Origin of the sequence: Paraburkholderia sp. DD10, assembly GCF_049177125.1 — a bacterium.
GTDB lineage: Bacteria > Pseudomonadota > Gammaproteobacteria > Burkholderiales > Burkholderiaceae > Paraburkholderia > Paraburkholderia terricola.
Window position 1 is genome coordinate 1185557 of sequence record NZ_CP185393.1, and the last position, 26147, is coordinate 1211703.

17 protein-coding genes are annotated in these 26147 nt (G+C 65.2%); 1 reads left to right on the forward strand and 16 read right to left on the reverse strand.

The features are described 5' to 3' along the window. Positions 1-15: 15 nt before the first annotated feature. The 16 genes from ACOCG7_RS20730 to tssJ all read right to left on the reverse strand — a co-directional run bounded on the left by ACOCG7_RS20730 (position 16) and on the right by tssJ (position 25183). Positions 16-4596, reverse strand: a complete 4581-nt coding sequence (locus ACOCG7_RS20730) for an RHS repeat-associated core domain-containing protein (RefSeq protein ID WP_244744179.1) — start codon at positions 4594-4596, stop codon at positions 16-18. A 20-nt stretch (positions 4597-4616) separates the two neighbouring features. Beyond that, complete coding sequence (locus ACOCG7_RS20735; protein WP_421379790.1) at positions 4617-5885, reverse strand: hypothetical protein; 1269 nt, start codon at positions 5883-5885, stop codon at positions 4617-4619. Positions 5886-5899: 14 nt separating this feature from the next. Next, positions 5900-8101 (reverse strand): type VI secretion system Vgr family protein, encoded by a 2202-nt coding sequence (locus ACOCG7_RS20740; protein ID WP_244744176.1) that lies wholly within the window; start codon positions 8099-8101, stop codon positions 5900-5902. Positions 8102-8117: 16 nt separating this feature from the next. Further along, positions 8118-9227, reverse strand: coding sequence for a type VI secretion system baseplate subunit TssG (gene tssG, locus ACOCG7_RS20745; protein WP_244744174.1), 1110 nt, complete (start codon positions 9225-9227; stop codon positions 8118-8120). After that, positions 9191-11056, reverse strand: coding sequence for a type VI secretion system baseplate subunit TssF (gene tssF, locus ACOCG7_RS20750; protein ID WP_244744172.1), 1866 nt, complete (start codon positions 11054-11056; stop codon positions 9191-9193). The genes tssG and tssF overlap by 37 nt, the downstream gene beginning before the upstream one ends. A 5-nt stretch (positions 11057-11061) precedes the next feature. Next, the gene (gene tssE / locus ACOCG7_RS20755) at positions 11062-11613 is read right to left on the reverse strand and encodes a type VI secretion system baseplate subunit TssE (RefSeq protein ID WP_154873831.1); all 552 of its coding nucleotides are present in this window, start codon (positions 11611-11613) and stop codon (positions 11062-11064) included. Positions 11614-11629: 16 nt separating this feature from the next. Then, complete coding sequence (locus ACOCG7_RS20760; protein WP_154873832.1) at positions 11630-12121, reverse strand: Hcp family type VI secretion system effector; 492 nt, start codon at positions 12119-12121, stop codon at positions 11630-11632. Positions 12122-12152: 31 nt separating this feature from the next. Next, complete coding sequence (gene tssC, locus ACOCG7_RS20765; RefSeq protein WP_244744170.1) at positions 12153-13652, reverse strand: type VI secretion system contractile sheath large subunit; 1500 nt, start codon at positions 13650-13652, stop codon at positions 12153-12155. Next, positions 13645-14208 (reverse strand): type VI secretion system contractile sheath small subunit, encoded by a 564-nt coding sequence (gene tssB / locus ACOCG7_RS20770; RefSeq protein WP_244744169.1) that lies wholly within the window; start codon positions 14206-14208, stop codon positions 13645-13647. Before tssB ends, tssC begins: the two co-directional genes overlap by 8 nt. A 90-nt stretch (positions 14209-14298) precedes the next feature. Continuing rightward, a complete protein-coding gene (gene tssA, locus ACOCG7_RS20775) occupies positions 14299-15360 on the reverse strand; it encodes a type VI secretion system protein TssA (RefSeq protein ID WP_244745017.1) in 1062 nt (353 codons plus the stop codon). 39 nt (positions 15361-15399) lie between these two features. After that, positions 15400-17502, reverse strand: coding sequence for a serine/threonine protein kinase (locus tag ACOCG7_RS20780; protein WP_244744167.1), 2103 nt, complete (start codon positions 17500-17502; stop codon positions 15400-15402). Positions 17503-17595: 93 nt separating this feature from the next. Continuing rightward, positions 17596-18306, reverse strand: a complete 711-nt coding sequence (gene tagF, locus ACOCG7_RS20785; RefSeq protein ID WP_244744166.1) for a type VI secretion system-associated protein TagF — start codon at positions 18304-18306, stop codon at positions 17596-17598. Next, positions 18288-21926: a type VI secretion system membrane subunit TssM gene (tssM, locus tag ACOCG7_RS20790; RefSeq protein ID WP_244744164.1), complete on the reverse strand. Its 3639-nt coding sequence runs from the start codon at positions 21924-21926 to the stop codon at positions 18288-18290. Before tssM ends, tagF begins: the two co-directional genes overlap by 19 nt. Then, on the reverse strand, positions 21923-23248 hold the full coding sequence (locus ACOCG7_RS20795; protein ID WP_244744162.1) for a DotU family type VI secretion system protein: 1326 nt from the start codon (positions 23246-23248) through the stop codon (positions 21923-21925). Before ACOCG7_RS20795 ends, tssM begins: the two co-directional genes overlap by 4 nt. Before the next feature lie 34 nt (positions 23249-23282). Further along, positions 23283-24653: a type VI secretion system baseplate subunit TssK gene (tssK, locus tag ACOCG7_RS20800; RefSeq protein ID WP_244744161.1), complete on the reverse strand. Its 1371-nt coding sequence runs from the start codon at positions 24651-24653 to the stop codon at positions 23283-23285. Continuing rightward, positions 24650-25183, reverse strand: a complete 534-nt coding sequence (tssJ, locus tag ACOCG7_RS20805; protein WP_421380510.1) for a type VI secretion system lipoprotein TssJ — start codon at positions 25181-25183, stop codon at positions 24650-24652. The genes tssK and tssJ overlap by 4 nt, the downstream gene beginning before the upstream one ends. A gap of 522 nt (positions 25184-25705) precedes the next feature. Between tssJ and ACOCG7_RS20810 the strand changes: the two genes are divergently transcribed. Next, the gene (locus ACOCG7_RS20810) at positions 25706-26098 is read left to right on the forward strand and encodes a TssQ family T6SS-associated lipoprotein (protein ID WP_374709922.1); all 393 of its coding nucleotides are present in this window, start codon (positions 25706-25708) and stop codon (positions 26096-26098) included. The last annotated feature ends 49 nt before the right edge of the window (positions 26099-26147 follow it).

The following is a 26147-nucleotide window of genomic DNA, read 5'->3' on the forward strand; positions in this document are numbered from 1 at the left end:
CCGCTTACCTGATGACTAGGGATTCGGAAAACTCCGAGTCACGGGAACGATCAACCCGTTGAGCATTCTCGTGTACTTGTATCTGATTTCAACCGGTCTCGTTGGGGAGCCGTTGCCGAATATGTGAGTCTGTTCAAAATCCGCAGACCATCCGCTGGTGACATCCGTGGCTATGTCTCCTTCGAAAGCACGGAAGAGGCCACGATTGATACCGGGTGTTTGGGGGAACACATAGTCCTTTCCGCCGCTGCCCCCCAACAGGCATCCCCGTGTGTGGCCCGCGTCGTCGGTCGCGCGGCCAAGGCTGCGCGCCCAGGCGCGGGACGTCGCATTCGTGCCCGTGCCGGTACGAATGTGCGCGGGGTCGATCGTCCCAGCGACGGAAAGAATCTGCCCGGCACTTCCGCGCACAAAGATGTCGCCACCGCTGGCATGCAGCCCCAAGGGGTCGATCCAGGTGATAGAACTTTTGGCGTAGTTGTACAAGCCGGTAGCACCGGCCAACCCGATGGGATCGCAACTCACAAATCTGCCGACGTGCGGATCGTAGTACCGGTAGCGGTTGTAGTGCAGACCGCTTTCCTGATCAAAATACTGCCCCTGCAGCCGGAAAGGTTGATCGAGCGTCCCCGTGCCTCGTTGATATGCCAGTCCCCAGGCCGAATATCCGGCTTCCCAGACAACGCTACCGGCTGCGTCGATCGTGCGGACCGGCGCACCGTTGAAACCGGATTCGAAGAAGTACATATCGTTTGATCGCGATGCCGATTCCACCCTTGCCAAGGGTCGAAAGCTGCCCGGATAGTAGACCCACTCCGCGGATTGAACTGGTCGCGTGCTCGTCCACTGCGGCCCACATTCGTTCCGCGCCGGACCGTCTTCTTTTTCCGCGAAAATGTGCGGCTCCACGCCGAGGCTATCGACAACGGATTCCGCCACCAGCGCATCGTCTTCCCAAAAGAAGTCAGTCGTGCGCAGCGATGGTGCCTGATCAAACGTGGCATCGTTCAGGACGCGCATCGTTTTCTTTGTACGGCGATGAAACACGTCGTACCCGTAGCGTGTTTGAATGCTCAGCGTGCCTTTCGGATGTCCAGACTTTGCCGATACCGGACGCCTCGCCAGCGTTTCGATCAGTAGCCCGTCGCTGTCCCAGCGCAGCATCAGATCCTGTTGCGCGTCCTGCTTGCGCACCAGATTGCCGCCGCGGTCGAACGCGTAGTAGCAGCCGTCATGTTCGCCTTCCCGGATCCACGTGCCGGTCTGCGGGCCCTGGCCGAACACGCCGGGCTGGCTGCCCCGGCGAATTCCCGTCTTCAGCAGATCGCCCGCCGGGTCGTACAGGAAGCGATGCAGCTTGCCCGCCGGATCGAGGTGTCCGGTCAGCTTGCCCACAGGATCATATTGGTAATGCTCGATGCCGAGACGGGAGTCGCGCTTCCTGAGCATTTCTCCGTTGGCGTCATACGCGTATTCGCTGGCGAACAAGGCGCCGGTGCCGGAAAGCAGCGTCTGCGTCGCCAGTAACCCCTCCGACGTGTACGACAGCTCGCGCCGCAACCCGGAGCCAAGATGCTCGACGCAAATCTGCCCGAGCGCATTGCGCTGGAAGGTGATCGGCGCAGCGTCGTCGATCTGGATCGAGCTGACCGCGTCGAGCGCGTCATACTCGCAGCGAACCGTATGCGTGATGATCTCTCCGCCCGGGTTAAGTTGGGTCCGGCGTTCGATCCGATTACCCGCCACGTCGTACGCATGGGCGATCACGAAGTCGTCGCCCTGCTTTTCCTCAACCACTCGACCAGCCGCGTCGTACGCCAGTTCGACCCGGCTATCCGGATTCGCCGCGACGACCAGGTTGCCACAGCGATCATACGCAAACGTTTCGGTACGGATCCCGTCGGATTGCCGTGGATCGGGCACGCGCTTCTGCACGATACGGCCGAGCGCATCCGTTTGGTAGTCGATCGCCTGGCCCAGCGGATCGGTGCTGCGCAGCAGTTCGCCCATCGCCCCATACTCATAACGCCGCGGCTGCCCCCAGTAGTCGATCTCCTCGACGATCCTCCCAATCGCGTCTCGCTTCAGCTGATACAGTTCGCCGCGCTCGTTGACCACGCCGACCAGTTGCTGCTCTGTGTCGTACCGGTATTCGACCACGCCCCCGTCCGGCGCCAGCCGTTTGGTGATCTGTCCCAGGGCCGAATATTCGAGTTGCGTGACCTGGCCATTGGAGTCGCGATAGCGCGTCAGGTTGCCATCGGCGTCATAGCTGCAAAAGATTTCCCGTTCTCCCGGATCAATCGCCCGCGTCAGATTGCCGTTGCAATCGTATTCGTAGCGGCTTACCTGACCCAGCGCGTTGACGGCCTGGATGACGTTGGCCCGTGCATCGTGCGTGTACCGGGTGCGATGCCCGAGCGCATCGATGACTTCCGCGAGATTGCCATCGTGATCGTGGCCGAAGCGCGCTATCGCGCCACGGGGCCCCGTATGCGCGGTGAGTTGACCGTGCCGGTCATACTCATAGCGTGCACTGGCCTGCCCCGGCGTCATCTGCGCGAGCAGATTGCCACGCTCATCCCACGCATAGCGCCACTGCCTGTCGCCCGGTGCAGTCACGCACACCGGTTGATGCTCCGCGTTGTACTCCGCACGCACAACGCTCCCGTCCGGCAGCGTCTGCGCAAGCAGATTGCCGTATGCGTCGTACGTCCACGTGGTGGTGCGGCCAGAGGGATCGGTTTCCGCGCTCGTGCGCCCCTGCGCGTCGTACCGGTAACTCGTCACGCCCCCCAGCGGATCGATCCGCGCGACCGGCATGCCGCGCTCGTTAGCCTGGAGGATCGTTGTGTGCCCAAGCGAGTCGGTGATTCTCGTCTCGCGATGTTCGACATCGTAAACAAAGCCGTAATCAAAAAGACCGTTGTCGCCCCACGCATGATCGACCCGCCACACCCCGTCATCATGCCGCCGGTGGCTGTAGTAGAAAGACACCCCCCGGGCGCTCGTGTGGCGCACCATCCGGTGACCATCGGCGTACGCGAAGTGATGCGGCTGGCTCATCGCATCGAGTGCGGCAACCAGATTCCCGTTCTGGTCGTGCTCGTAACCGACGAGCGGATGTGCGCGGCCGCCGGCATCGATCAGCGTCAACGCAGTGAGCAGACTCACGTGATTCCCGATCTGGCTGCCTGCACCCTCCTCGCACTCGATCATGCGGCCGGTTGCCTCCCCACCCTTCCACTCGGCCAGGCGCGCCAGACTGCCTTCCGGTCCGCGCTCGAACACCCACGCATTGCCGTTGAGGTCAACCATCCGCCCGACGGGCAGCGTCAACGTTGCATCTTCCGCGAGCCCCTCCAGCGCGTGTTGCCAGTGCGCGGGCAACGCAAACTCATGTTCGATCCCGGCACGCGTGCGCAGGATCAGCCGGTCGTCCCGCCGGTACAGCGCGTGCCCGTGCTGCCAGTCATACGCGCGCGCCGGCCACCCGGCTGCATCCGGCATCACATCGAAAGCCGTCGCATGATCAGGGAAATACGCCGCCACACCAATCGCACCGTCATGCCGCATCAGCTCCAGGCGAATATCGGCGGGCGTCTGCCACCCCACACCAGTCGCCCCGCATCGCGTATCGTGGCTCGCGTAATAGCGGTCCCACACGAGCGGCAGCCGGCCGGGCACGGTGAAGTCGTTCTGCTGCACGACCACTTCGCCTGTCGTCACGTCGACCGGCTCCGCATCCAGCACCTTACAGCGCAGAAACCCCGGTTTCAGATGCAGCCTGTCGGCCAGCTTTTTCGCCCACTTCGAGCCACGAAACGCCTTGAAGAGCGACGCCCCCAGCGCCGCCATGTTCATCACCGGTGGCCCGCCCACCAGCACCGGTCGCCCGGCCGGGATGGGCAGCATCACTGAGGTCGGCATCGACAGGGCGGTTCGCTCCGTGTGTGCACCGTTATGCGGCGGCGGTTCCAGCCCGACCGACCAGCAGCTCATCGCCGGCAGCGCCATGAACGACAGCGGATCGTTGTTCGCTAGCACCGTCCTGCTGCCCATATACGATTCCGCGTCGTTCGACGGCAGTTCGGGCGCGAACGACTCGCCCAGTGGAAAATGCAGGCCCGGCACGTGAAACGAATGCGTGCCCACCGTGGCGCGCAGGAAGCCGTTCACGAACACCGGGCGGCCCGCCGTGCCCCCCATGCCTGTACCGGCGCCCGTCGCGCTGGCGATATCGCCAGCGATCGACGCCCCTTCCTTGCCGAGCTTCACGCCTTCGGCCGCCAGCGGGTTGCTCATCAGCTCGGCGTTCGCCTGCTCCAGACCGGTTGCCGCCGCGTCAAGCGTGCTGTCCAGCTTCCTTGCTACGTCAGGGTTGTCCTGAAGATAGTCGATCGCCTCCTCCTCGATGAAAGTGAACACGATGCTGCCGATCACCCCCTTCGCGGCCTCGACGTATTCGCGCAGATCGAGCACGAAGCCGACATACGGATGCGGCAGAAAGACGGGTGCCGGTTCCGGCGCGATAATCACCGCGTGGACGTCCACGCCGATCACCGGATCCAGATGCCTGACGGCAGGCAATGCCATGATTCTCTTCCTGATCGCGCTCAGCGCTCGCCGAGCAAGGCGTTGACCTTGTCGCTCAGCTCACTGCGGCGCCGGTCGAACCCGCCGATCTGCTTCACCATCCATTCGACGACCAGCCGCAAATTGCTGTTCACACGCAGCGATGCGTCGATCATCAGTCCCGCGTCCAGTGCGTTGAAGCCCGCCTCCAGCGCCAGTTCGCGCCCGCCCGCCTTCTCCCAGCAGACCGCGCTCAGGCGCCACGCTTCCACCGTCAGGATCGCGTCCTTCGCTGCAGTCGCGGAAGCCGCCGCCTGTTCATAACAGCAGGCGGCCATCGCGAAATCCTTGCGCATCAGATGCACGCTCGCCTCTCCGAACAGGCCGTTCGCCACCAGCTTGTGTCCGGCGTCATGCCCGGCACCCACCGCGCGTCTGCCGTCCTCCGATGCCTCGCGATAGCCGGCAAGCGCCCGGCCGTAGTCCCGCCGCTTCAGCCAGCCCGCCGCGGCAACCAGATGCACGACCACGCATTGGTCGAACCAGCCCTCGCGCCCGGCAATCTGCAACGCCCGCGCCCGCAGCTCTTCCATGCCCTCGACGTCGTCCCGGCTGATCGTCTCGCCCAGTTGCACGAAGAGCCGCCTGAACTCGCCAGCCGGTCCGCGTTCCCCCGATGCGGCCAGCAACTCGCGCGGCACGCCCGACATCGCGTACCGCCCGCGCACCGCTCGAACGGCGTCGGGATGCCGTTGCCCGAGCGCTGCCGGCGGCGGTCCGTCACCGATGCGCGGCATCACAAAGCGCAGCCGTTCGGTGAACTGCGGCGACGCCGCGCTGAGCGACAGCAGGATATCCAGCCACCGCTCCATGGCGGCATGATCGCTGACCTGTGCAGGGGTGAGCACCAGCACCATTGCGGGAAAGATGTCGGGGTGATGGCGCATCAGGCTGTTGACGACCATCAGGAAATGCAGCGTCGGATCGGTGCCGGCGTCAGGCGGCGCCTGCCAGTCGGCACGCATGCCTTTTGCGATCGATGCTTCGCGCCGGCTGTCGTAGAAGCCGGTCAACTCCGCGGTCAACGCACGCGGGTAGTGCACGCCGTCGACGAAGTCGGAGCGCAGGCCAATCACCGCGCTGGACATTTCTTCCTGCGTCTGGAAGTACAGTTTGACCAGATGGGCATCCGCCTCATCGGTCTGCCAGATCATCAATCGCGCAGATGCGTCCTTCGCGAAACCAAGCCAGTCATCATGGGCGAGCATCAGCCGGCGTTCGACAGGGTTACGGGGTTGCCAGTTTTGCATTGCCGTTTTGCCCGTTACGGATTGAGCTTCAGCACGGTGCCTTCAACCGTGTGCTCGCCGGTAGCCGACGAGGTCACCGTCTTGCCATTGACGCTGTGGCTATCGGAGCCGGTTGACTGCACCTTGACGCCCTGGATCGTGATCGTGCCGTCGCTCTTCATCGTGATGCTCGCCTTGCCGCATACGAGATCGATTTCGTCCCCGGCATTGATCCGCACATGCCTCCGGACGTTCATCGTGTGGCCGTGGTTCACGTTGACCACCTGCGCCCCTCCTACATTGGTGACATGTGCGTTTGCGATGTTCGACGTCCGCGTGCCGATCTCCTCGATATGCGCCCCGTTTACGCTGGTTTTCATGCTTGCTGCCGAGGTGTGGTAGTGCTGCACGACGGTGAGCGTCTTTCCCTGTCCAACCGTTTCCGTTTTCGCCTTTGCGACCGTCTCGATGTGGTTGCCGCCGATCGTGGCCTCCCGGTTGACGCCGATCGTCACCGTCTCGTTTTTTCCGACATTTCTCGTGCGATCGCCGCCAACCCCATGCGTCTCATTCCCCCCGATCTGCGCAACGCGATGCTGCCCGACGTTCACCGTCTCGTTCTGCCCGACGCTGCGCTGACGATTGTTTTTCACGCTCAACGTCTCGTCGTTACCGACCGAATGCGCATGGTCGTGCCCGACCGATAGCGTGTGATCCTGTTCGGTCTCCGCGTCGAAGTTGCGCTCCGCGTGCATCCACAGCTGCTCCGCGCCCTTGCGGTCCTCGAAGCGCATCGCGTTCGCGTGTTCGGTCGTGCCGCCCGGCGTCGAGCGCGACAGGATCCCGCTTTGCGTCGCGCTCGCCGGCAACCCCCACGGCGGCATCCGCTCGCCGTTGTACACGCGGCCGGTCACGATCGGATAATCGGGGTCGCCGTTCAGGAAATCCACGATGACCTCGTCCGCCACCCGCGGAATCTGTACGCCCCCGAAGCCGCCGCCTGCCCACGGGTTCGACACCCGGATCCAGCACGACGAGTTCTGGTCGCGCTGGCCGTATCGGTCCCACTGGAACTGCAGCTTCACGCGCCCATACGGGTCGGTCCAGATCTCTTCTCCCGGCGGGCCGACCACGACCGCGGTCTGCGGGCCGCTGGTGCGGGGCCGGGGCGTCACACGCTGCGAACGGTACGGCAGGCTGGTCGGCTGCGCGACGAGCTGCGTGTCGTGCATCACCTCGTCGTCACCACCGCTCGCGTACACGTTTTCCTGGAAGCGGTAGCTGCATCGAACCACCAGATACTCGCGGTTCTGATCGTCGCGCGGACAGTTCTTCAGCGTGAACAGATACCCCGGCGCGGCGCCGCGGACATTCGTGTGTCCGGCCGCGCGCTCATGTTCGGACTGCAGTTCCTCGAGCCTCACGCGGGTGTATCGCTCGCCGTGCGCGTCGTCACGATATCCGCCTGGCCATTCGTAGACCGGCAGACTGTCGTGGCTGTGCCCGCGAGGATCGGCACGGCGCACCGACAGATCGGCTTTGGGCTTCGTGAAATCGTAGTCGTCGGCCTCGTGCCGCCCCGCGTTGATCTCCTTCGCAGGCACCCAGCTATCGATATGTTCTTCGTCGGCGATCGTCGCCCGGTCGTGACCGAGGTACGGGATGCTTGCATATCCGGGCGACGGATGGTGCGACGACATTGAATCGCACAGCACCAGCGTGTGCTTGCCGGATGCGTGCTCGAAGTAATAGTAGATGCCCTCATACTCGATCAGCCGCGAGACGAAATCCGCGTCGGTCTCGTTGTACTGGACGCAATACTCGCGCGGCGCATAGTTGTCGGTCAGCCTGTTCTCGATCTGGAAGCCGTACGGCGCGAGCGTCTCCTGAACGATCTCCGGCACACTGCGCATCTGGAAGATCCGGTAATCCGTGCGGCGCGTCGCGAGCCACAGCCAGGGCCGCACGACGAGTTCGTAACGGTAGTGGCGCGCGGCATCGCGTCCGGCCAGCGCCGCCCGCGCGACCACGCCGTTCAGGTAGCGCGTCGCGCCGCCCTGCTCTTCGATATGCACGGTGACCGATTGGCCCAGCAGCGCCTGCAGCGACAGACTATGGCTGTCGGCGAGCGCGTCGATGCGAAACTCGAACATCCGGCCGAGCTCCTCGTCGCCGCACAAGCTGCGGAACTTCAATTGATCACCCAACGGACTGTCCAACGTAAAGATGCGTGACACGGATGCGTCTCCAGGTTCAATCGAGGCTGCCCGCCGACGCCGCGCAATCCTTCGCATCGCGCGGCGCCGGCCGGATCGTGGCGTGATCGATGACGACGTCGCCCGCCGGTGCGCCGCTGCAGCGCGTGCCGAGCCAGGTGCTACGTCCGAGCCCCTCCTCGCGGCCCAGCATCAGCGCAGGCACCTGATCGGGCGCGAGCTCCAGTTGCAGTTCCCATGCGAACTCCGCGCCAATGTATTCGCGAACCCAGTGCGCGAGGCTCGCCGCGTTCGTGCCGCCGGGCAGGAATGTGCGATACGTACCGAGCGGCATGGGCCCGAGCACGATCCGAAAGCGTGACTGAGCGCCGCGTACCGCGCGGCCGAGCACGGCGCCACCGCCGAGGCGTAGCGTGGGCGCCGTCGCGTGCAGCGTCGTGCGCAGCGGTGCGCTGATCGGCGTCCAATGCACGACGTGTTCGACGATGCGCACCGGCACGCCAAACTCGCGCCGCAGAATCTGGACGAGACCCTCGGGATTGCGCGTCTGCCGTACCCAGTGGCCCGCGTGAAAATACTGCGCGTGCGCGTGGCCGCGGGTCTCAACGGAATCGACCGCGCGTCCGATCAGACTCGCGACATACTGGTCGAAGCGCGATCGCCCCGGCCGGTCATGCCCGGCCACGGGCTGCGCATCGGCCCACGCGCGATAGAACAGCAGGATCAGCCGGTGATGAAACCAGTCGGCGAAAGCGGACATCGTGCGATCGTCGAACGCATTCGCCCGTTCGTGGGCGTACTCGGTCAGATGATGCGGCAGCGGCCCGTTCGGCCCGAACAGTCCGAAGCCGTGAATCGTCACGCGCGGCACGGCGCCCGCGTCGCGCACGGCAGCGATCATCGACGCCGCGAACGCAAGCGACGGCTCCTGGCCAAGCCGCAGCGGCTCGTCGCGCGGCTGCGCGGCCCGTCCGAGCGGCGCCGCGTGCTGGGACAATGCGTCGAGCCAGCGTAGTGCATTGAACAGGTCGTGTTCCTCCGGCGCGGCGCTCAAGCGCGTCAAATACGCGTCGTATCGTGCCGCGGCGCTCGCCGGTGGATCGCGGTGCGTCATATTGCCGGCCTCCGCCCGACACGTGCGGGCCATTGCGCGAGCTCGCCACGCTGAACCGAATGCAACGCGAACTCGGTGAACGCGTTGATCGACGCATGCCGGGCAAAAAACTGTTCGAGCACCGCACCGAGCAGATACGGACTGTCGCCGGCGAATGCCTGCTCGTCGACGGTCAGCGTCACGCGCACTCCGCGGCCAAACACGATGGGGCCGCACTCCGGCAGCCGGCGATAAACCGGTTCGCAAGCGAGCCGCTGAAGCGCCCCGGTCTGCTTGCGCGTCGCCGCATCTCCTTGTTGCGCATACAGTCCCAGCAGTTCGCGCAGCGCGCGCGCACCGGCTTCATCGTCGATATCGGTCAACGGCTGGTAGTTCAGGCCGAGGTGACTGATGAGCCGCCACGCCGCCGCGTCCTGCGCGAGCGGCGGCCGCGGGCGCGAGGGGCCGCGCAGCACCTTGATGTGCTCGAGCGGCGCGGAAATCTTCGGCGTGAAATCGCTCGCCGCGCCGCGCGGCAGCAGGAGCGGCAGATCCCGGTTCGTACACAGGGTGTCGGCGGAAAGCTGCCGCACGCGTTCGTCGAACGGAGCCTGCTGCCGGTCGACTAGCGAGACGAACACTTCCGTGCCGGGATAGCTGGTGCGCGCGCCGTTGGCCCGCATCTGCGCGGATGCAACCCGTCCCTCGCGCCGGATCGAGTAGTACGCACCTGACCCGCCACTGTCGACGCCGTTCGATGCATAGAACGGATGGAAGTCGCAATCGCCCGCGTCGCCGATGCGATGGCCCGTGACGCGTGTCACCGCATACACCTCGTGATCGAGCGGCCGCACGCGGTCGACGACCAGATGATATTCGTGGGTGCGCGGCGTCACCGGAATGCGGTCCGTGCGCCTCGGAAACAGATTGACCGCCGGCGTGCAGTTCAACGCCAGATGACGCGTGTCGACCTCGGATGCGAGCGCCGCGTCATCCCGGTCGAGCAGCAGCGTCAACTCGAATGCGTTGCCGCCGCATTGCGCGAGTGCGCGCCGCAAGCCGCTTACGCTGAAAAACAGATAGCGCGCGGGGAACGCGAAGTATTCCTGGAGGAGCCGGTAGCCTTCGAACATCCGGCCGTCGTTCGGCAGCATTGCCTGCGACGGATGGAATCCCTCGTGCGCGATCGCATCCGCGTCGAGCACGCCGGCGTTGCGCGCGGCATCGCCCGGTGCATGAACGACGACGCCGGCCACGTGAGCGGTGACCAGTTCGATAAGCCGCGCAGCCTGAGACTCGGGGCCCGAAAGATAGAAGGTCAACTGATCCAGCGGCAACTGGTTCGCCAGCGCACCGGCCGTCACCTCGATCCGGATGCGCAGCGCGGCGCGCGCGCCGTGTCTGAGCGCGCCGGACGGCAGATCGACAGGAACCCCGGTCATCCGCACCTGGGAAATCGCGAGCGGCCACAACACGAGATCATGCGCGGTGCGGAATTCGCATGGCGTCACCTCGCCGCTCGCGACCTTCGCCTGCAGCGCGGTGCCGGCCGGCACGGCGAAGCCTCGCACGAGACTGCCTTCGTTCTGATCCGGTGTCATCTGCACGATCGCCATCGCCGGCATCGGCGCGAGCGCGTTCGGATAGACGACATCGAGCAGACGCTGCGAAAAGCGCGGAAACTCCGCATCCATCTTCATCTGCACGCGCGCGGTCAGGAAGCAGAATCCTTCGAGCAGCCGTTCGACGTAGGGATCGGCAACGTCGACACCGTGCATCCCGAGGCGGCCGGCGATCTTCGGAAACTGCTGCGCGAATTCGGCCCCGAGCTGCCGCAGATAGGTCAGTTCCCGGTTGTAGTAGTCGAGAAATCGCTCGTCCATCGGCGCTATACCCCCGTGCGTTCCGTGACCGACACGACACCCGATTCGAGATCGAGATCGGACAGCAGCAGAATCTCGAGTGGATACGGCACCGACCACAGCCTCGCGTGGATCTCCAGCGTCAGCCTGTTCTGGTGGTTGGCACCGCGTGGATCCGTCACGCAACGCACGTCGATGCTGTCGGCGCAAAACCTCGGCTCGAACTGCACGAGCGCATCGCGGATCCAGCGCTCGAGTGCGGCGTGGTCGATACCGGACATCTGCAGGCCGGCAAGCGGCGGAACCCCGTAGTTGACAACCGAGCGCACCACTTCAGGATGGGCCGCCGGATCGATCCCATCCTGCAGGTTCGCGGTATTGAACAGCCAGCCCAGATCGCGCAGCACCGCGGCGCGCAGCTTGCGCTCGTCGATCCAGTGCGCCGGCAAAGCTTCCGCGCGATCGCGGGGCGCCGCGTCGGTGAGCCGGTCGAGCAGCGCGGGCTGCAGCCGGTCACGCGCGCCATGCCGCCGCGCGCCGGGCGGCCGGTCCTTCGGTTGAGCATCGGTTTCCGGCATCGTCGCGGCCTCCCGGCTACATCTCCTTGTTCTTCTTGATGTCCCACCCCATCGTCACCTCGGCCCCCTTGCCGCCGTTCGCGTTCTGCTCCCAGTACTGCTTCTTGACACGCGCGGCCTGAAACGCATAGCTCATCAGCAGCCGGTCCGCCGCGTCAGCCGGATCGGTGCCGGCAACCTGCGCGGCGGTGACGAGCACTTCTTCGAGCGTCACCCGTGAGAACTCGATCTGCGTGCCACCGGTCTTGCACGAGGAAATCTCGACCTTGTCGAGATGCTTGCCGCTCGCGCAGCATTTGATGATCGCCGGCGCCGCCTTGTCCATGTACGCGGTCACGGCCAGATCGTTGAAGCTGGCCTTGCCGGTACCGCCGCCGCCGCCCACCGCCATCGCCGCGGGCTGGCTCGCGCCCCACGAGAACGACTGGATGTCGGTCCATCCCTGATGCTGCTCGTCGGCCGACTCGCCTGTCGTGCCGTCCACCTTCATGAACATTGCCACCGCCATTACAGCCTCCGATTGAAATGAGCGCCACGCATCACCGGTCCACCGTCTTGACCGACGGCAGCTTTGCCACGAGCCGTAACGACACCGTCAGCCCTTCGAGCTGATAGTGCGGACGCAGGAAGAACTTCGCCGCGTAGTAGCCGGGGTTGTCCTCGACCTCCTCGACGACGACCTGGGCAGCCGCGAGCGGCTTGCGCGCCTTGGTCTCCTGCGATGAATTCCCGGGGTCGCCGTCGACGTAGTTCATGATCCAGTCGTTCATCCATCGCTCCATGTCGCTGCGCTCATGAAACGAACCGATCTTGTCGCGCACGATGCACTTCAGGTAGTGCGCGAAGCGGCAGCATGCGAACAGGTACGGCAGCCGGCCAGACAGGCGCGCGTTGGCCGACGCGTCGGCATCGTGATATTCGGGGCTGTTCAGCAGCGACTGCGCGCCGATGAATGCGGCAACGTCGGAGTTCTTGCGATGCACGAGCGGCATCAGTCCGTTTTTCGCGAGCTCGGCTTCGCGCCGGTCGCTGATCGCGATCTCGGTCGGGCATTTCATGTCGATGCCGCCGTCGTCGGTGGGAAACGTGTGGCACGGCAGATTCTCGACGACACCTCCCGACTCGACACCGCGAATCGACGAGCACCAGCCGTAGAGCTTGAACGAACGGTTGATGTTCGCGGCCATCGCGTAGGCGGCATTGGCCCACGTATAGCGGTCATGGCGCGCGCCGTCGGTTTCCTCCTCAAAGTCGAATTCGTCGACCGGATCGGTGCGCGCGCCATACGGCAGGCGTGCAAGAAAGCGCGGCATCGCGAGGCCGAGATAGCGCGCATCCTCCGACTCGCGCAAACTGCGCCATGCGGCGTACTCGGTGTTCTGGAAGATCTTCGTCAGGTCGCGCGGATCCGATAGCTGCTGCCACGACTCCATCTGCATCAGCGCGGGCGACACCCCGCCGATGAAGGGCGCATGCGCCGCTGCGGAGATTTTCGCGAGCTCGCCCAGCATCTCGACATCGGGCGGTGAATGGTCGAAATGGTAGTCGCCGATCAGACAGCCGAACGGCTCGCCGCCCAACTGTCCGTACTCGTTTTCATAAACCTTCTTGAACAGCGGACTCTGGTCCCATGCGACGCCCTTGTGGCGCTTGAGCATGCGCGCGACTTCGCGTTTGCTCGCCGGCAGCACGCGGATTTTCAGCAGCTCGTCGGTTTCGGTGTGATTCACCAGATATTGCAGGCCACGCCAGGCGCCCTCGAGCTGCTGAAATTCCGGGTGATGCAGGATCTGATTGATCTGCTCAGTCAGCTTCCGGTCCACTTCGCCGATCAACTGCGCGATCGCGTCATAGGCATCGGACGACAGCATGGCCGTATTCTCGAGCGCTTGATGGGCCAGCGTGCGCACCGCATGCCGCACCGCGACGCGCGCCTGATCGGTCTTCGGTTTGACTTCCGCGTCGAGCAGCGCGGAAAACCGCTCGTCCGTCAGCGTCGCCTCAACCACTTGCGTCAGCGTCGGTGCACTCCTATTCATGATCTTCTCCTCCTTCAAGACGCGGGGCCTCCCCGGCCTGCGCCGTCCCGTCGCTCGCCCCCCTTCCGGCAAGGGCCGCGAGCAACGCGGGATTCGCGAGCGCCCGCGCGATCAGTTGCTCCGCGCCGCGCTTGCCGTCGATATACGACAGCAGGTTCGCGAGCTCGGTGCGTGCCTCGAGCAGCCGCCGCAGCGGTTCGACGTGACGCGCGAGCGCCGCCGGCGCGAAGTCGTCCATGCTTTGAAACGCGACGTCGACCTTCAGCCTCCCGTCGCCGGTCAACGTGTTGTCCACCTCGAGCGACAGCGCCGGGGCGACCGCCTTCATGCGCTCGTCGAAGCTGTCGACGTCGATCTCCATGAACTTGCGCTCGGCGAGGTCGGGCAGCGGCGTGGCCCGATGTCCGGCCAGATCGGCCAGCACGCCCATCACGAACGGCAGTTGCACCTTCTGCTGCGCACCGTAGAGTTCGACGTCGTATTCGATCTGGACCCGAGGCGCGCGATTGCGCGCAATCTGTTTCTGTCCGCTGGATGAAAGTTTCTGACGTGACATTCGCTCGTACTCCCCGCGCACCCGATGTGCGCTAATCCTGGTTCAACGGTAAGCGGCATGCGGCCATTCGCCGGCATCGCACGCCTCGCACTACGCCTCCGTGCGACGTCCGCTCAACAGCTCGACCTGTTGCAGACTTTCCGGCGCAATGTCCCTGACGATCTCGTAGAAATCGAGCGTCAGGAGACGCTGCACGCGGCGCAGCAGCAGCGGCGCCGGATGGCTCGGTTCGTGGTTCTCGAAATAGCGGCACATCTTGTCGAGCGCGAGCCCGACGTCGGCCCGGTTGGTGAAATCGGCGTCACGCCATGTGTGCGGCAGCACGGCGCGAGGGTCATTGCCGCGCCCGGTGCGCTCAGCCTGGCCGGCAGCGGCGTCGCCGTGCGCGGCCGCCTCGCGTTGCGCGGCGCCGGCGTCAGGCGCGTCGGCCGCCGGCGGCTCGCCGAGTTCGTCGCATATGCGCCGCAGCGCCAGTTCGCAACGGCTCGGCTCGGGCATCCATGACGAGCCGAGCCGGGCCGTCACGATGGTTCGAATCGCCTCGAGTCCATCGAGCACCGCATGCGCGGCAAGCCACTCGCGCCCGCCTTCGTCCCGCAATCGCGCCAGTTCGCGCTTCAGGCGCTCGGGCCCGCCTGGATACTGGCCCGCATCGGACACGCGGCCGTCGAGCACGTCGGCAACCTCGCGCACCCTGAGCGTGCCGACGAGCAACTGCTCGCGCGCGGCCCCGGCACACGCATGGGCGCCGACGAGCTCGGCGAGCGCGTTCATGCGCGGCGCCGGGTCGGTCTCGCCGTCGACGGTCAGCATCGGATGCAGTTCGTCCCAGTCATCGTCGAGCCATGTCCGCACGAGCGCCATTCCGTCCGCATAACCTTCGAGACCGCGAGAGTCGAGCCACGCGCGCACCAGCGGCGGCACGATGCGCAGATCTTTCGTGCGCGCGAGTAGCGACTTGGCGAGACGTTCGACTTCGGCCCAATCCGGCGCCTCGGCCGCGATGAGCGTCGCGCCGTACTGCTGCTCGGGCCGGCCCGCCGCGGCCTGTTGCAGCCGCAGAAATTCGGCGTCGTACTCCAGATTGGGCCCGCATCGGGAGTTCGGATCGACGGGGGCAAGAAAGCGTTCAATCATGTCGGTGATTTCCAGTGCAAGGCGCGTGCGCCACGCGCAAGGTGGTAGCGCCGGTCATTCGAACCTGTAGCTGATGCTGACCGGTCCGCCGCCGGCATCGAGCCGGACCGTGCGCCGCATCGGCGGCAACTGGCCATTGCGAATCTCGATGTCGTAGGTGCCGGGCGCAAGCGCGAGCGTCTTCAGTGGTGGGCTGACGCCGCGCTTGACACCGCCGACATAGACTTCGCCCCACGGATAGACCTGGAACCGGACCGGCACGGGCTTTGTCATCTTGCGATCTTCATCGGCGGCAATACCCTCCCCCGACGCGCCGGTAACGGAGGCCGGCTGCGTGCCGTCAGCGATCGAGTCAGGCGCCGACGCAACCGTGCCGGGCGCGGCAGCCGCATTCGCCTGTTCAGCCGGCTCGCGAGGCGCGGCCCCGTTCGCGCCGGACGCTTGCGCGGTGCGCGGCGGTGCGGCCGGAGCGGCCTGCGCAGGGAGCGGCGGCGGCTCGCGTGGGACGATCACGACAGGTGCGTGAGTCTCGGGCCTCGTCGTCGCGGCCGAGGGTCGTTCCGGGGCTCGAATGGCGAATTGCAGCAATTCGAATGTGCCGACGCATGCCGCGACGATCAGGGTCAGCGCACCCGCGATCACATAGGGACGGCGGCCGTCCGCGCGCCGCGTGCGCGCGGACGCCCATCCTCGCGATGCGGCGACAAGCGTATGTAACGCGCCGGCAAGCTGCGCGACGCCCGGAATCGGGCGCCGCCGCGCGTCGACGCTGCGGCCAGGCACATCGGCGAGCGGCTCGCTGCCGGCGGGGGTGTCCGCGGGGGTGTCTGCGGGGGTGTCTGCGGGGGTGTCTGCGTGGGTGTCGTGAACGCCGCGTCGATGATCATCCGGTTGCGCATCGGCAGCCGGCCGGCTCCGCGGAACCTCGGGTGTTTCGCCGATGACGCTCGCTTCGCTGCCCGGTCCTTCGTCGAGGAGCCCCGTCGCGCCCTCGATCACCGCGCCGCTCTCGCCTTTGTCGCCAGCATGAGGCGTGTCTGACGAACGTGACGATTCGTCCGCGGAAGACGGCTGCGGGATGCCCGGCAAATCATCGACGCCCGGCTGAGGTTCGTCGGCTTGCACGGCGGATTGCGCCGCGGCTGTCGCAGCGCCGGCCGCCGTGTTCCGTTGCATGCCGTCCGGCATCGCCGCGACCGCACCCGCGTCTTGCGAGCGATCGCCCACGGTATACATCCCCGCACCCGCTTCGCGCAGTCCAAGCAACTGTGCGAACGCGGCCGCGGAGTCCGGCCGGTCGGCGATGCGCAGCTGTAATGCATGGTCGATCGCCGCCAGAAAGGTTCGGCTATATCGTTCGCGGCCGGAAAATTCACGCGACGCCAGCGGCTGCCAGGTATCCTGGATGCTGCGCACGACCGCGGCGGCCGGCGGCTCGCCGACGATCATCGCGTGCACCAGCGCGCCGAGCGAATAGATGTCGGTCCACGGCCCCTGCACGAATGCGGGGTCGTCCGTGTACTGCTCGATCGGCGCATAGCCGGGCTTGAGCATCACCGACGTTTCGTCGACGGCGTCGCCGATCGACTTGCGCGCCGCGCCGAAGTCGAGCAGCACGGGTTTTCCGTCGGATCTGATCAGCACATTGTCGAGCGAAATGTCACGGTGAAAGCATTGCGCGCGATGCAGCGTGTCGAGCGCGCCGAGCAATGCGGCAAGCAGGCTCATCAGCTCCGCTTCGCTCATCGACGCATGCGTCGACGCGCGCTGCTTCAACGTCTGTCCCTCGTAAAACGGCATCACCATGTACGCGGTGCCATGGCTTTGCCAGAACTGCAGCACCTTCACGAGATCGGGATGATCGAATTGCGCGAGCAGCCGCGCTTCATTCAGGAAGGCGGCACGCCCCGAATCGAATGCCTGGGCAAAGCGGTCCGCGCGCAGGCATACGGTGAAATCGCCGCCGCGCCGCGCGAGCAGCGAGGGCATGTATTCCTTGACGGCGACCGCACGCTGCAGCGTGCGATCGAACGCCCGGTAGACGATGCCGAAACCGCCGATCCCCAGCACCGAGTCCAGTTCGAATTCGCCCAGCCGGTGCCCGATCGGCAGCGGCCGTGATCCGCCTGCCTGCGCTTCACCGGAAGCAGCCGTCATGCGTTCTTTAAACAACGGGTCCATCATCCACGACCTCTCATCAATACCGCTTCGGGCTGGCATGCGGGCATGCCGCCAGGCGTCGCCGCCGCGTCAATACGCATCGCGCGACGGCACGCCGAAAAGCGTCTGAAACAGCCGCGCATCGAAGCTGCCGGTATGCGCGTGCGTTTTCGGCAGCACATCGTCTGCCTGATAGGTCCACCAGAAGCTCGTCATCCCGTGGGGGTCGAAGTATTCGGCCAGATTGGGCCAGGCCGCCGCGTGTTCAGCCGTGCGTACCACGCCATCTGCCTGCACCCCGCCATCCCGTTCCACGAAGACCCCTGTGTCGCGCGGAAGCCGTACGCGGCCCAACGCCAGATCCAGTTGCTCGGGCCCATGCGCATCACGCACGGCGTCGAGCAGCGCCGCCCCGACCTGGCGGAAAAAACCGCCGGCCGACGCGGTCGTGTGGCTCGAATAGCCGGCCGCGTCGAGAGCAAGCGTCGCGATAACCGGGTAATAGCGGCCGACGCGGTCACAACTCGGCGCGAGGCTGCCGAGCTGAACACAGTCGGCGCCGGCGCCCGCCGGGATCACGAAATTCCACACTGGCGCAATCGCGAAATGGCGGCTCAGTCCGTCCGGCGCGCCCTGCCGAAGCGTATCCATCCCCTGCTGAATCCAGCGGTCCCACCATGCGGCGAGCCCCGCGGACACCCCCCGGTTGACGAAGTCGCCCGCCCCGGGCACCTTGCCGTACCAGCCGGGCCACGACACGTGGCCGTTCGCCTCTGCGATCCTCATGACTTGCCCGGACATGTGAACGACTCCATTTGTCCCAAACGGAACGGGTTGTGCACGGAATCCGCGGTGAGCTCGACCTTGAACTGCTTGCCGTCCACCGCAAAGCTGGCGATCAGTTCCTCAGGTGCGTGGCCCCGTTCGAGCCGCGCATGATCGAACAGGCGATACAGCGCCCAGGGCCCATCCGCGACCCATCCGTCGGTCGCGCCCGATTGCGCGACGACCTGCAGCCGAACCTGATTGCTGCCGCCCGATGCGGGCCATTGCACGGTGACCGGCGCTTGCGGACCGTGCGCGTAGCGCACGATCTGGCCGCCGACATCGAGCGCCCACTCGGATATCGCCGGGTCCATGTCCAGCGGCTTGACCTGCACCTTCACACCGGGATCGCGCCCGCCTCCTGCAAAGAACACATCGCGGATCACGGCGGCCTTCTCGAACGACGCGAGGAACGGCGCCGCATTGCCCTCTGCATTGCCATTGCCCGGCGCCGTATTGAAACGCCAGGGGCGAGTCGCCGTGTCGACGCGACCCTGCAGGTTCTTGCGGAAGAAGTCGTCCATCAATCCGGACGGCGCGAATAGCTGCGCGAAGTCGCCAAGCGCGACGTCGCGCGACGAGCCGTGGGCAAACGGATAGCGCCCCGCGATCGCCTGACGGCAGAAGTCCCCGATGTCGGCCGACGCGCTGCGCGCGATATTGCGCTGCGCGAGCGACGCCACGCTGCCGTTCGCGGCATCGGCCAGGTCGCCGAGCATCTGCCTGAACGGCGCCGGCATGCGGCCAGCCTGTGCGCGCACCTTGTCCGGCACATCGGACGGTGGCGGCATCCCGCCGCTGCGCAACGCGGAGTCGGTCGCGCTCAGGTACGTGTAAAGCTCGTCGACCAGTTTCAGCGCGGCGTCGATGGGCGCGGAGTCCTGGCGCTCGGTTCCTCGCGCGAACTGCCGCAAACCGGCAAAGTGGTTGTCGACCACGGCCTCCGGCTTGTCGGCGGACACCGGCGCGCCATCACTCGCGGGCGCGTCGGCAAAGATTCCAGCCAGCGCGTGGCGCGCACTCTCCACCTTGTCCTGCGCACGGTCCGCGAGTCCTGCGCCGGCCGTGCCCGTGTCGCTGCGGGTCAGCGCGGTCTGGCGCGCGGCTGCATCGATGAGCCGTGTCAGCGGCGAATCCGGCGCCGACAGCACCCGCGCGGCCTGAATGCTCTGCCCCAGCGAATCGCCGGTTTGCAGGCGGATGTCGCCCAGGTACGCGTCCCACACGCGCACGTAGTCGTTCAAATACAGCGAGCGGATATCGCGTGACCACGACTCCTGCGCGGCGCGATTCGGCACTTCGGATTCTTTCAGATTGAGCACCCACTTTTCTTCCGCCGCGAACGCATCGATCGAATCGTCCAGCCGCTTGTCGAAAACGTCCCAGTAGCCTCGATACGTGTACAGCCCGGGCAGCCCGTCATTCAGGCTCTGGCCGCTCGCCCGCCGGAACACCAGCGCGGCCGACGGGCCGGCGGCGTGCGCGACGTCGAAGCCATAGGACGCGGTGCTGGTGCGCAGCGTGTGCGTGAGTTGCGCATAGAGCCGTTGCGCGAAGGTGAGCCGCTGCAACCTGTCGCGCGTATCGGCGACGAGCCGCTCGTCCATCGCGAACGGCGACAGCACGACGCGGTCCGCGAACAGGCTGGCCAGATGAGCGCTCAACGCCGCGCGTTGCGCGGCGGTCAGCGGCCGCGGCAACGCGCGCTCGAATTCGAGGTCGAGCACGGCCTGCACGAAGGCGGGGTCATAGTGCGTGCTGTCGTAAAGCATCAGATAAGCCTTGAGCGCTGCATAGGCGAACGCGGGATCGTCCTGGCGCGCGTCGCGCAACGTCTGTTCGAGACGCCGCGCCGCGAGCGGCAGCAACAGTTCGTCAAGCGCGCGGTGATAGACGCCGCTCGCTGCCGCCTGCGTCTTGTCGCCCTGAAACAGCCCCCAGCGATACGCAAGCGGCGGCGATGCGGGATCGACACGACCGGTGCGCGCCAATCCTCTCAGTTCGTCGAGCACCGGCAGCACCTGCCCCATGCCGGCGGCGTCGGTAATCGACGTGCGCTGCAACTGCCTGTCGAGCACGCTCACGCGCTCACTCATCTGCTGGAGATAATCGCTGTTGTTCGCGTAGCTGCGTATCCACAGCGCAAGCGCTGCGCACAGCAACACGGCCGCCGCCCCATAGCCCGCGATGGTCAGCACGCGTTGCCGCCTGTGCCACCGCAAGTTCATGCCGGCGAGCGAGGTCTCGCTGAAGATCAGCGCCTGCAGCAGGTCTTTGAGGAAAAAGCTGCGCCCGTTCGCCCCGCTGTGGGTGGCGGGCGGCACGCCCTCGATCTGCAGAAACCGCTTGATGCCACCCATCACGCGATCGAACACCGTGCCTTCCTGGGTCCCGCTCGTCAGATAGACGCCGCGCAACAGCGGAAGCGAGTCGAACTTCGACCGCGAGAATACTTCGCCGATCAGTTGGCCGAGCACGTCCTGCAGCAACGCGAACTGCTGCGGCAACGAATAGATCAGCTCACGTTGGCGCACGTCGGATTCAGCCGCCAGCAACTCAGGCAGTGCGTCGTTCAGGCGCCGGTGCAGCAACTGGTACTCGCGATCGAACGCCGCGCGCAGATCGAAGTCTGGCTTGTGAGTCTCGTCGAGCCGGAACGTGAAGCCCCAAACCTGAGCCCGCTGCGTGCGCCCGAGCGCGGCGAAATATTCGCTGAAGCCGGCCAGCAGATCGGCTTTGGTCACCAGCACATAGACGGGAAACTGAATGCCCAGTTGCTCGCGTAATTCCTGAAGCCGTTTGCGCAGCGACATTGCGTGCTCGGTGCGCTGCGCATCGGAGGCCCCGAGCAGATCCGCGACGCTGATCGTCAGCAGCGCGCCATTGAGCGGCTGGCGCGGCCGGTACTTCCTGAGCAGGCCGACGAAGCCCCGCCACTCCTGCTCGTCCAGCGCGCGATTGCTTTCGTGCGTGGTGTAGCGCCCGGCCGTGTCGATCAGCACCGCTTCGTTGGTGAACCACCAATCGCAATGCCGCGTGCCGCCGACGCCTCGAATCGCGGCACGGCCGAACTGCTCGGCCAGCGGAAAACTCAAGCCAGAATTGACCAGTGCCGTGGTCTTGCCCGAACCGGGCGCGCCGATAAACACATACCAGGGCAATTGATACAGATAGCGCGGCGAAAAACGTTCGATCCATCCGGCGATCCCCGTTCGCGTGCGCTCGCCGGAGGTGAGGCGCATATTTTTCAACAATGCCGCGGCTTCATTGAAGCGCTGGTGCAGTTCGGTCAGATGGGCGGGATCAGCGTCCTGATCGGCCGGCGCCGGCCCACTCGCGCGCAACTGATTGAGCAACTGGGCGTTCAGATGTACCGCGCGCCAGCGGCGGTACGCGACGCGCAGGCCCCAGGCGGCGAACAGCGCGCAGATCAGCAGCGCGCGTGCACCGCTCGATTCGAGCGGACGCCAGGTGCCGAAGGCAACGAGCGGTCCGGCAACCCAGATGAGCACGGCGAGCGCGACGAGCCCGACGCACACCCAGAAAGATCGCACGAGGAACGGCCGGGACGGCGGCGATGAAGCGAACGAACTCATGGCGCCCCCTGCGCGGAGGACGCTGCGTGCGCAGGCGCCGTCAGCAACGTTATCTCGACGCGCCGGTTGCGCGCGCGGTTGGCCGGCGTATCGTTCGCGGCGACCGGGTCCATTTCGCCGCGCCCTTCTGCGCGGATGCGCCCGGTTTGCGTCATGCGCGACGCAAGCATCTGCGCGACCGCCTGCGCGCGCGCCTGCGACAGATCCCAGTTCGACGCGAAACGCGCGCTGCGGACCGGCACGTTGTCCGAGTAGCCCGCGACCACGACGTTGCCCGGCACATGCTCGAGCGCGTCGGCCACGCGTGCGAGCACCGCCGCATAGCGGTCGATCACCGACGCTGAACCCGACTCGAACAGTCCGTCTCCGTGCAGCGTCACGACACTGCGTTCAGCGTCGTCGCGAACCGAGACGAACCCCGCCCGCACCTCGGGATCGAGGAACCCCGCAAGACGCGGCGCCGCGGCGGGATGAACGGCCGACGCCGCAGCCTGCTGCTGCAAATGCGGCACGCGCACGCGGTCGATCGCCGTGAACACTTCATCGGAGCGGCGCGCGAGCGTCAGATCGAAGGCGACGAACGCACCGAAGCCGATCAGCCCGGCGACGGCGGCCCACGCCCATACCGGCACGGCCAGGCGGCGCGCACGTTCGGCCGGAATCTCGTCGCGCCAGTGCGGCGAGAGCGGCGCATCGAACTCGCCGCGCGTCTGGCGAATCAGCTGCGCGACGCGGTGCATCAGCGTGTCGAGCTGGGCACGGCCGTTGTCGAGCACGCGGTAGCGCCCCTCGAAGCCGAGCGCGAGACAGTAGTAGAGCAGTTCGATCAGATCGAGATGTTGCTGCGGCTGTTGCGAAAGACGCGCGAGCACCTGGAAGAATTTCTCGCCGCCCCAGGTCTCGTTATGGAAGGCAACCAGCAGGCTGTCGGCCGACCATGCGCCGCCGCCGCCCCACGGCGTCAGCGACGCCGCCTCGTCGAGCGCGGTGCACAGGCAATAGCGTGCGCCAACGATCACGTCGAGCGTGATTCCCACGCGTTGCGCGCGCATTTCGAACTGCCGGACCTCTGATGCGAGATGCTCGCGCAGCCAGCGCGGATTCGGATGATGCACGGTCCAGCGAATCTGCGGTACGAGGCTCAATAACGGATTGGCCGCCGCGACGAGCGGGTTGCTGCCGCTCGGCGTCACCCGCTCCGGCAGCGGCCCGCCATGAGCCATGCCCGCGCCGGCAGCGTCGGACATTGGCGGCGCGCCTCCCGGGTTCGGCGGCACGAAGCCGCCGGGCGTGCCTGCAACTGCATCATTCCAATGATTCATGAGTCGTTTCCGTCCGTCATCCGCCTCGCCCGCATCAACCGCGGATTGCCCAGAAAGCCATCGACAAGCCGGGAAACTCGCCGGCAAGATGAAGCGCGAGCCCGCCTGAACGGTCGAGTTGCCGCCACAGATCGCCGCTCTTGTCGAGCTCGAAGTACGCATAGCCCGCGTGATAGGGAATCTGCCGCGGCGCGACCGGCAACGCGCGCACGCCGATGCCCGGCAATTGAAGCTGCACGAGATCGCGGATCCGCTCGACGGGTCCGAGCTTCACCTGAGCGGGAAAGCGCGTGCGCAAGGCGTCGGCCGGCACGTCCGCGTGCACCGCCAGCACGAATCCGGCATCGCGCATCAATTCCGTATCCGACATGATTGCCACGCGCACGCCGTTGCCTGCATCCCTCAACTCGATCTGGATCGCGTTCTGCTCGAGCATGGTCGCGAGCGAGCGGCGCAGCTCGTTCATCAGATCGCCGAACGTCGTGCTCAGATCGTCGTGGTCGTAACGGGGCAGTACTTGCGGACTGTGCGTGCTCGACGTGAACGTGCTGAGATCGCACGCGAGTTTCAGCCAGTCGCGATACAACGTCTCTGGATGAATCGCAACCGGCTGCTGCGCATGCCACGTCACGGCGACGTAGCGGTTGATCAGTTCGAGCAGCAGAAAATCCGCCACTTCGCCCACCCCGGAGCGGCCCGGCTGCGTCAGGCGGCTTGCCAGTGCTTCGCCGCGCTGCGTGAGCAGCCGGTGCAATTCACTCATGTAACTTGCCAGCACCGGGCTCGTTTGCGCCGCGAGCATCGGCGGAATGTAGCCAGGCTCGACAATCACGCGACGGTCCGCGCGGCGCTCGACGATGCGCATCACCCCCATCGCCTGCCAGTCGGACGAGAGGTCGGATTGCGTCATCAGCCGCAAGTGCAACTTGCCGATCTGTATCAGCGCCGGACCAAGGCCGATCGTATTCACGTCGGCGACCTCGGTCTCCGTGGCAACGTAACGCGACAGCGGCGACACACTGTCCTCGTCGAACGAGATCTGCGCATTGTCGCCGCGCCACGTCGGCACCGCGAGCATGACCGTCTCGTTCGTCACGTCGGTGCGGATATCGAGCGGCGCCGGGGCGTCGCCGCCGTCCGCAAAATCAAACGGCGTGCCATCCGGCATCACGCCCGATGCCGCGAGCAGTACGACCTTGCCCTGGGCAAGCGCCTCGGTGTCGATGTCGAGCGCGCTGAACCCCCAGAACAGACCCTGAACAGGCAGGCAGCGCAGTTGAACGTAGCGTTCGAAATGGCGCTCGAGCTGCTGGAAATGCTGGGGTCTCAGGAACATGCCCTCGGACCAGACGACCCGGTGGCGCAGCGCCGCACCTGAACCCGGCGGCAAATCGATCGTGCTCATCGGTTTGCTCCTGTCTGGTCGACGATTTGCATTCCGCCGTTCTTCACGGCAATCGAGAGCCGGATTTCTCCCGGCGAGGTTTGCCAGAATTTCAGCAGATTCGTTTCCTTGGCAGCCGGCAGCGGCAGGATCAATTTCCAGCGATTGCGCTCGAGCGTGCGATAGCCCGCGACCACACCGACATTGCGGGCATCGAGATCACCCGCATAACGGACCATGCGCGACTCGCCGGGACGCAGAATCAGCCGGTCCACGCCCACCAGTTCGCCGGCCAGCGTGCTTTGCGTCTTGCTCTGAAGCGAAAAGAAATCGGCGCCATCAAAACTTGCAGCGGACTTGAGCCGGAATATCTGCAAAACGATTGGCGACGGCCTTGAATTTCCATCAGGATTCACGTCGGGTGCCACCTCAAAGGAAATCGCGTACGGTATCGGCAGCGATTTGTTCGCCGCCGCGCAACTGCTTAGCAGCATGCTGGCCAGCACGATTCTCACGAGCGGCCAATGCGCCTGTTTAATCGACACTTGCATCATCTCTCTCGCGTTCGCCAGAACGGCATGGCTGTGTAGAGGCTGTCGCGCCGATATCCGTGGAGGTCCTTTGAACGTGCGGACCCATCGGCAGCAGAAGCTCTGCTCGAAAGAACATGGCTCCGCCGTGCGCGACTTTTTACGTTCGTGCATGCACAGATAAGACCGGTTATTCAGCGTAATTCACCGCCGAACTAAATAGCAAATCTGGTTTACCATTATTTAAAAAATAGATATTTGTATCGTCTTTCTAATATTTTTTTATTCCATTATTCTGGCATGAATTTAGCTAAAGCATTGACTTGCAACAAGATATGAATTTCCATCATTGCAATATGGCAATTGTGAGTTATATAGTAAATGGCGACTACCGCGCGCATCACCCAATATGAATATTTCCGTTATCTCAGCAGGTGTGGCTCTATTTAATTGCATGAAAAAACTACCTGCCATCTGGCAATTGATGAAAAAATGCCTTATTCGGATAATGCCCGATTTTCCATTTGCGACGGTGACCCCATGATGCTCAGTGGCATTGTCCCTATCGTATTGGCGCTCTCCATCCCTGTTCTTGCGGGTTGCTCGAGCTTTTCGCCGCAGCAGCGCACGGCCACTGAGACCGTGCAGAACGCGCGCAGCGCTTATTCGAGCGGCGATTACTCACGCACGATCCAGTTACTGAGCCATGCCAGTGAAATCGACCGGTCGGACCGCGCCACACAGATCGAGGCGCACAAGCTCATGGCGTTCAGCTATTGCGTCACCGGCAAGGTGTTGTCATGCCGTGCCGAATTCCGAAAGATTCTCGATATTGATCCGCGCTTCGAGTTGTCCGCAGCGGAACGCGGGCATCCGACCTGGGGCCCGGCATTCGAAGCAGCGCGTCGGCAACGTGCGGCGGCTTCATCGTCATAGCACAACGTGCCATGCGCCGGGATATCTGCACAATCGAGTCAAGCGTCCA

What these genes read in the sequence shown, in the direction of transcription:
- ACOCG7_RS20730 (WP_244744179.1), bottom strand. Translation starts at nt 4,596, where the DNA reads ATGGCATTGCCTGCCGTCAGGCATCTGGATCCGGTGATCGGCGTGGAC.
- ACOCG7_RS20735 (WP_421379790.1), bottom strand. Translation starts at nt 5,885, where the DNA reads ATGCAAAACTGGCAACCCCGTAACCCTGTCGAACGCCGGCTGATGCTC.
- tssG (WP_244744174.1), bottom strand. Translation starts at nt 9,227, where the DNA reads ATGGCCCGCACGTGTCGGGCGGAGGCCGGCAATATGACGCACCGCGAT.
- tssF (WP_244744172.1), bottom strand. Translation starts at nt 11,056, where the DNA reads ATGGACGAGCGATTTCTCGACTACTACAACCGGGAACTGACCTATCTG.
- tssE (WP_154873831.1), bottom strand. Translation starts at nt 11,613, where the DNA reads ATGCCGGAAACCGATGCTCAACCGAAGGACCGGCCGCCCGGCGCGCGG.
- ACOCG7_RS20760 (WP_154873832.1), bottom strand. Translation starts at nt 12,121, where the DNA reads ATGGCGGTGGCAATGTTCATGAAGGTGGACGGCACGACAGGCGAGTCG.
- tssC (WP_244744170.1), bottom strand. Translation starts at nt 13,652, where the DNA reads ATGAATAGGAGTGCACCGACGCTGACGCAAGTGGTTGAGGCGACGCTG.
- tssB (WP_244744169.1), bottom strand. Translation starts at nt 14,208, where the DNA reads ATGTCACGTCAGAAACTTTCATCCAGCGGACAGAAACAGATTGCGCGC.
- ACOCG7_RS20780 (WP_244744167.1), bottom strand. Translation starts at nt 17,502, where the DNA reads ATGACGGCTGCTTCCGGTGAAGCGCAGGCAGGCGGATCACGGCCGCTG.
- tagF (WP_244744166.1), bottom strand. Translation starts at nt 18,306, where the DNA reads ATGTCCGGGCAAGTCATGAGGATCGCAGAGGCGAACGGCCACGTGTCG.
- tssM (WP_244744164.1), bottom strand. Translation starts at nt 21,926, where the DNA reads ATGAGTTCGTTCGCTTCATCGCCGCCGTCCCGGCCGTTCCTCGTGCGA.
- ACOCG7_RS20795 (WP_244744162.1), bottom strand. Translation starts at nt 23,248, where the DNA reads ATGAATCATTGGAATGATGCAGTTGCAGGCACGCCCGGCGGCTTCGTG.
- tssK (WP_244744161.1), bottom strand. Translation starts at nt 24,653, where the DNA reads ATGAGCACGATCGATTTGCCGCCGGGTTCAGGTGCGGCGCTGCGCCAC.
- tssJ (WP_421380510.1), bottom strand. Translation starts at nt 25,183, where the DNA reads ATGCAAGTGTCGATTAAACAGGCGCATTGGCCGCTCGTGAGAATCGTG.
- ACOCG7_RS20810 (WP_374709922.1), top strand. Translation starts at nt 25,706, where the DNA reads ATGCTCAGTGGCATTGTCCCTATCGTATTGGCGCTCTCCATCCCTGTT.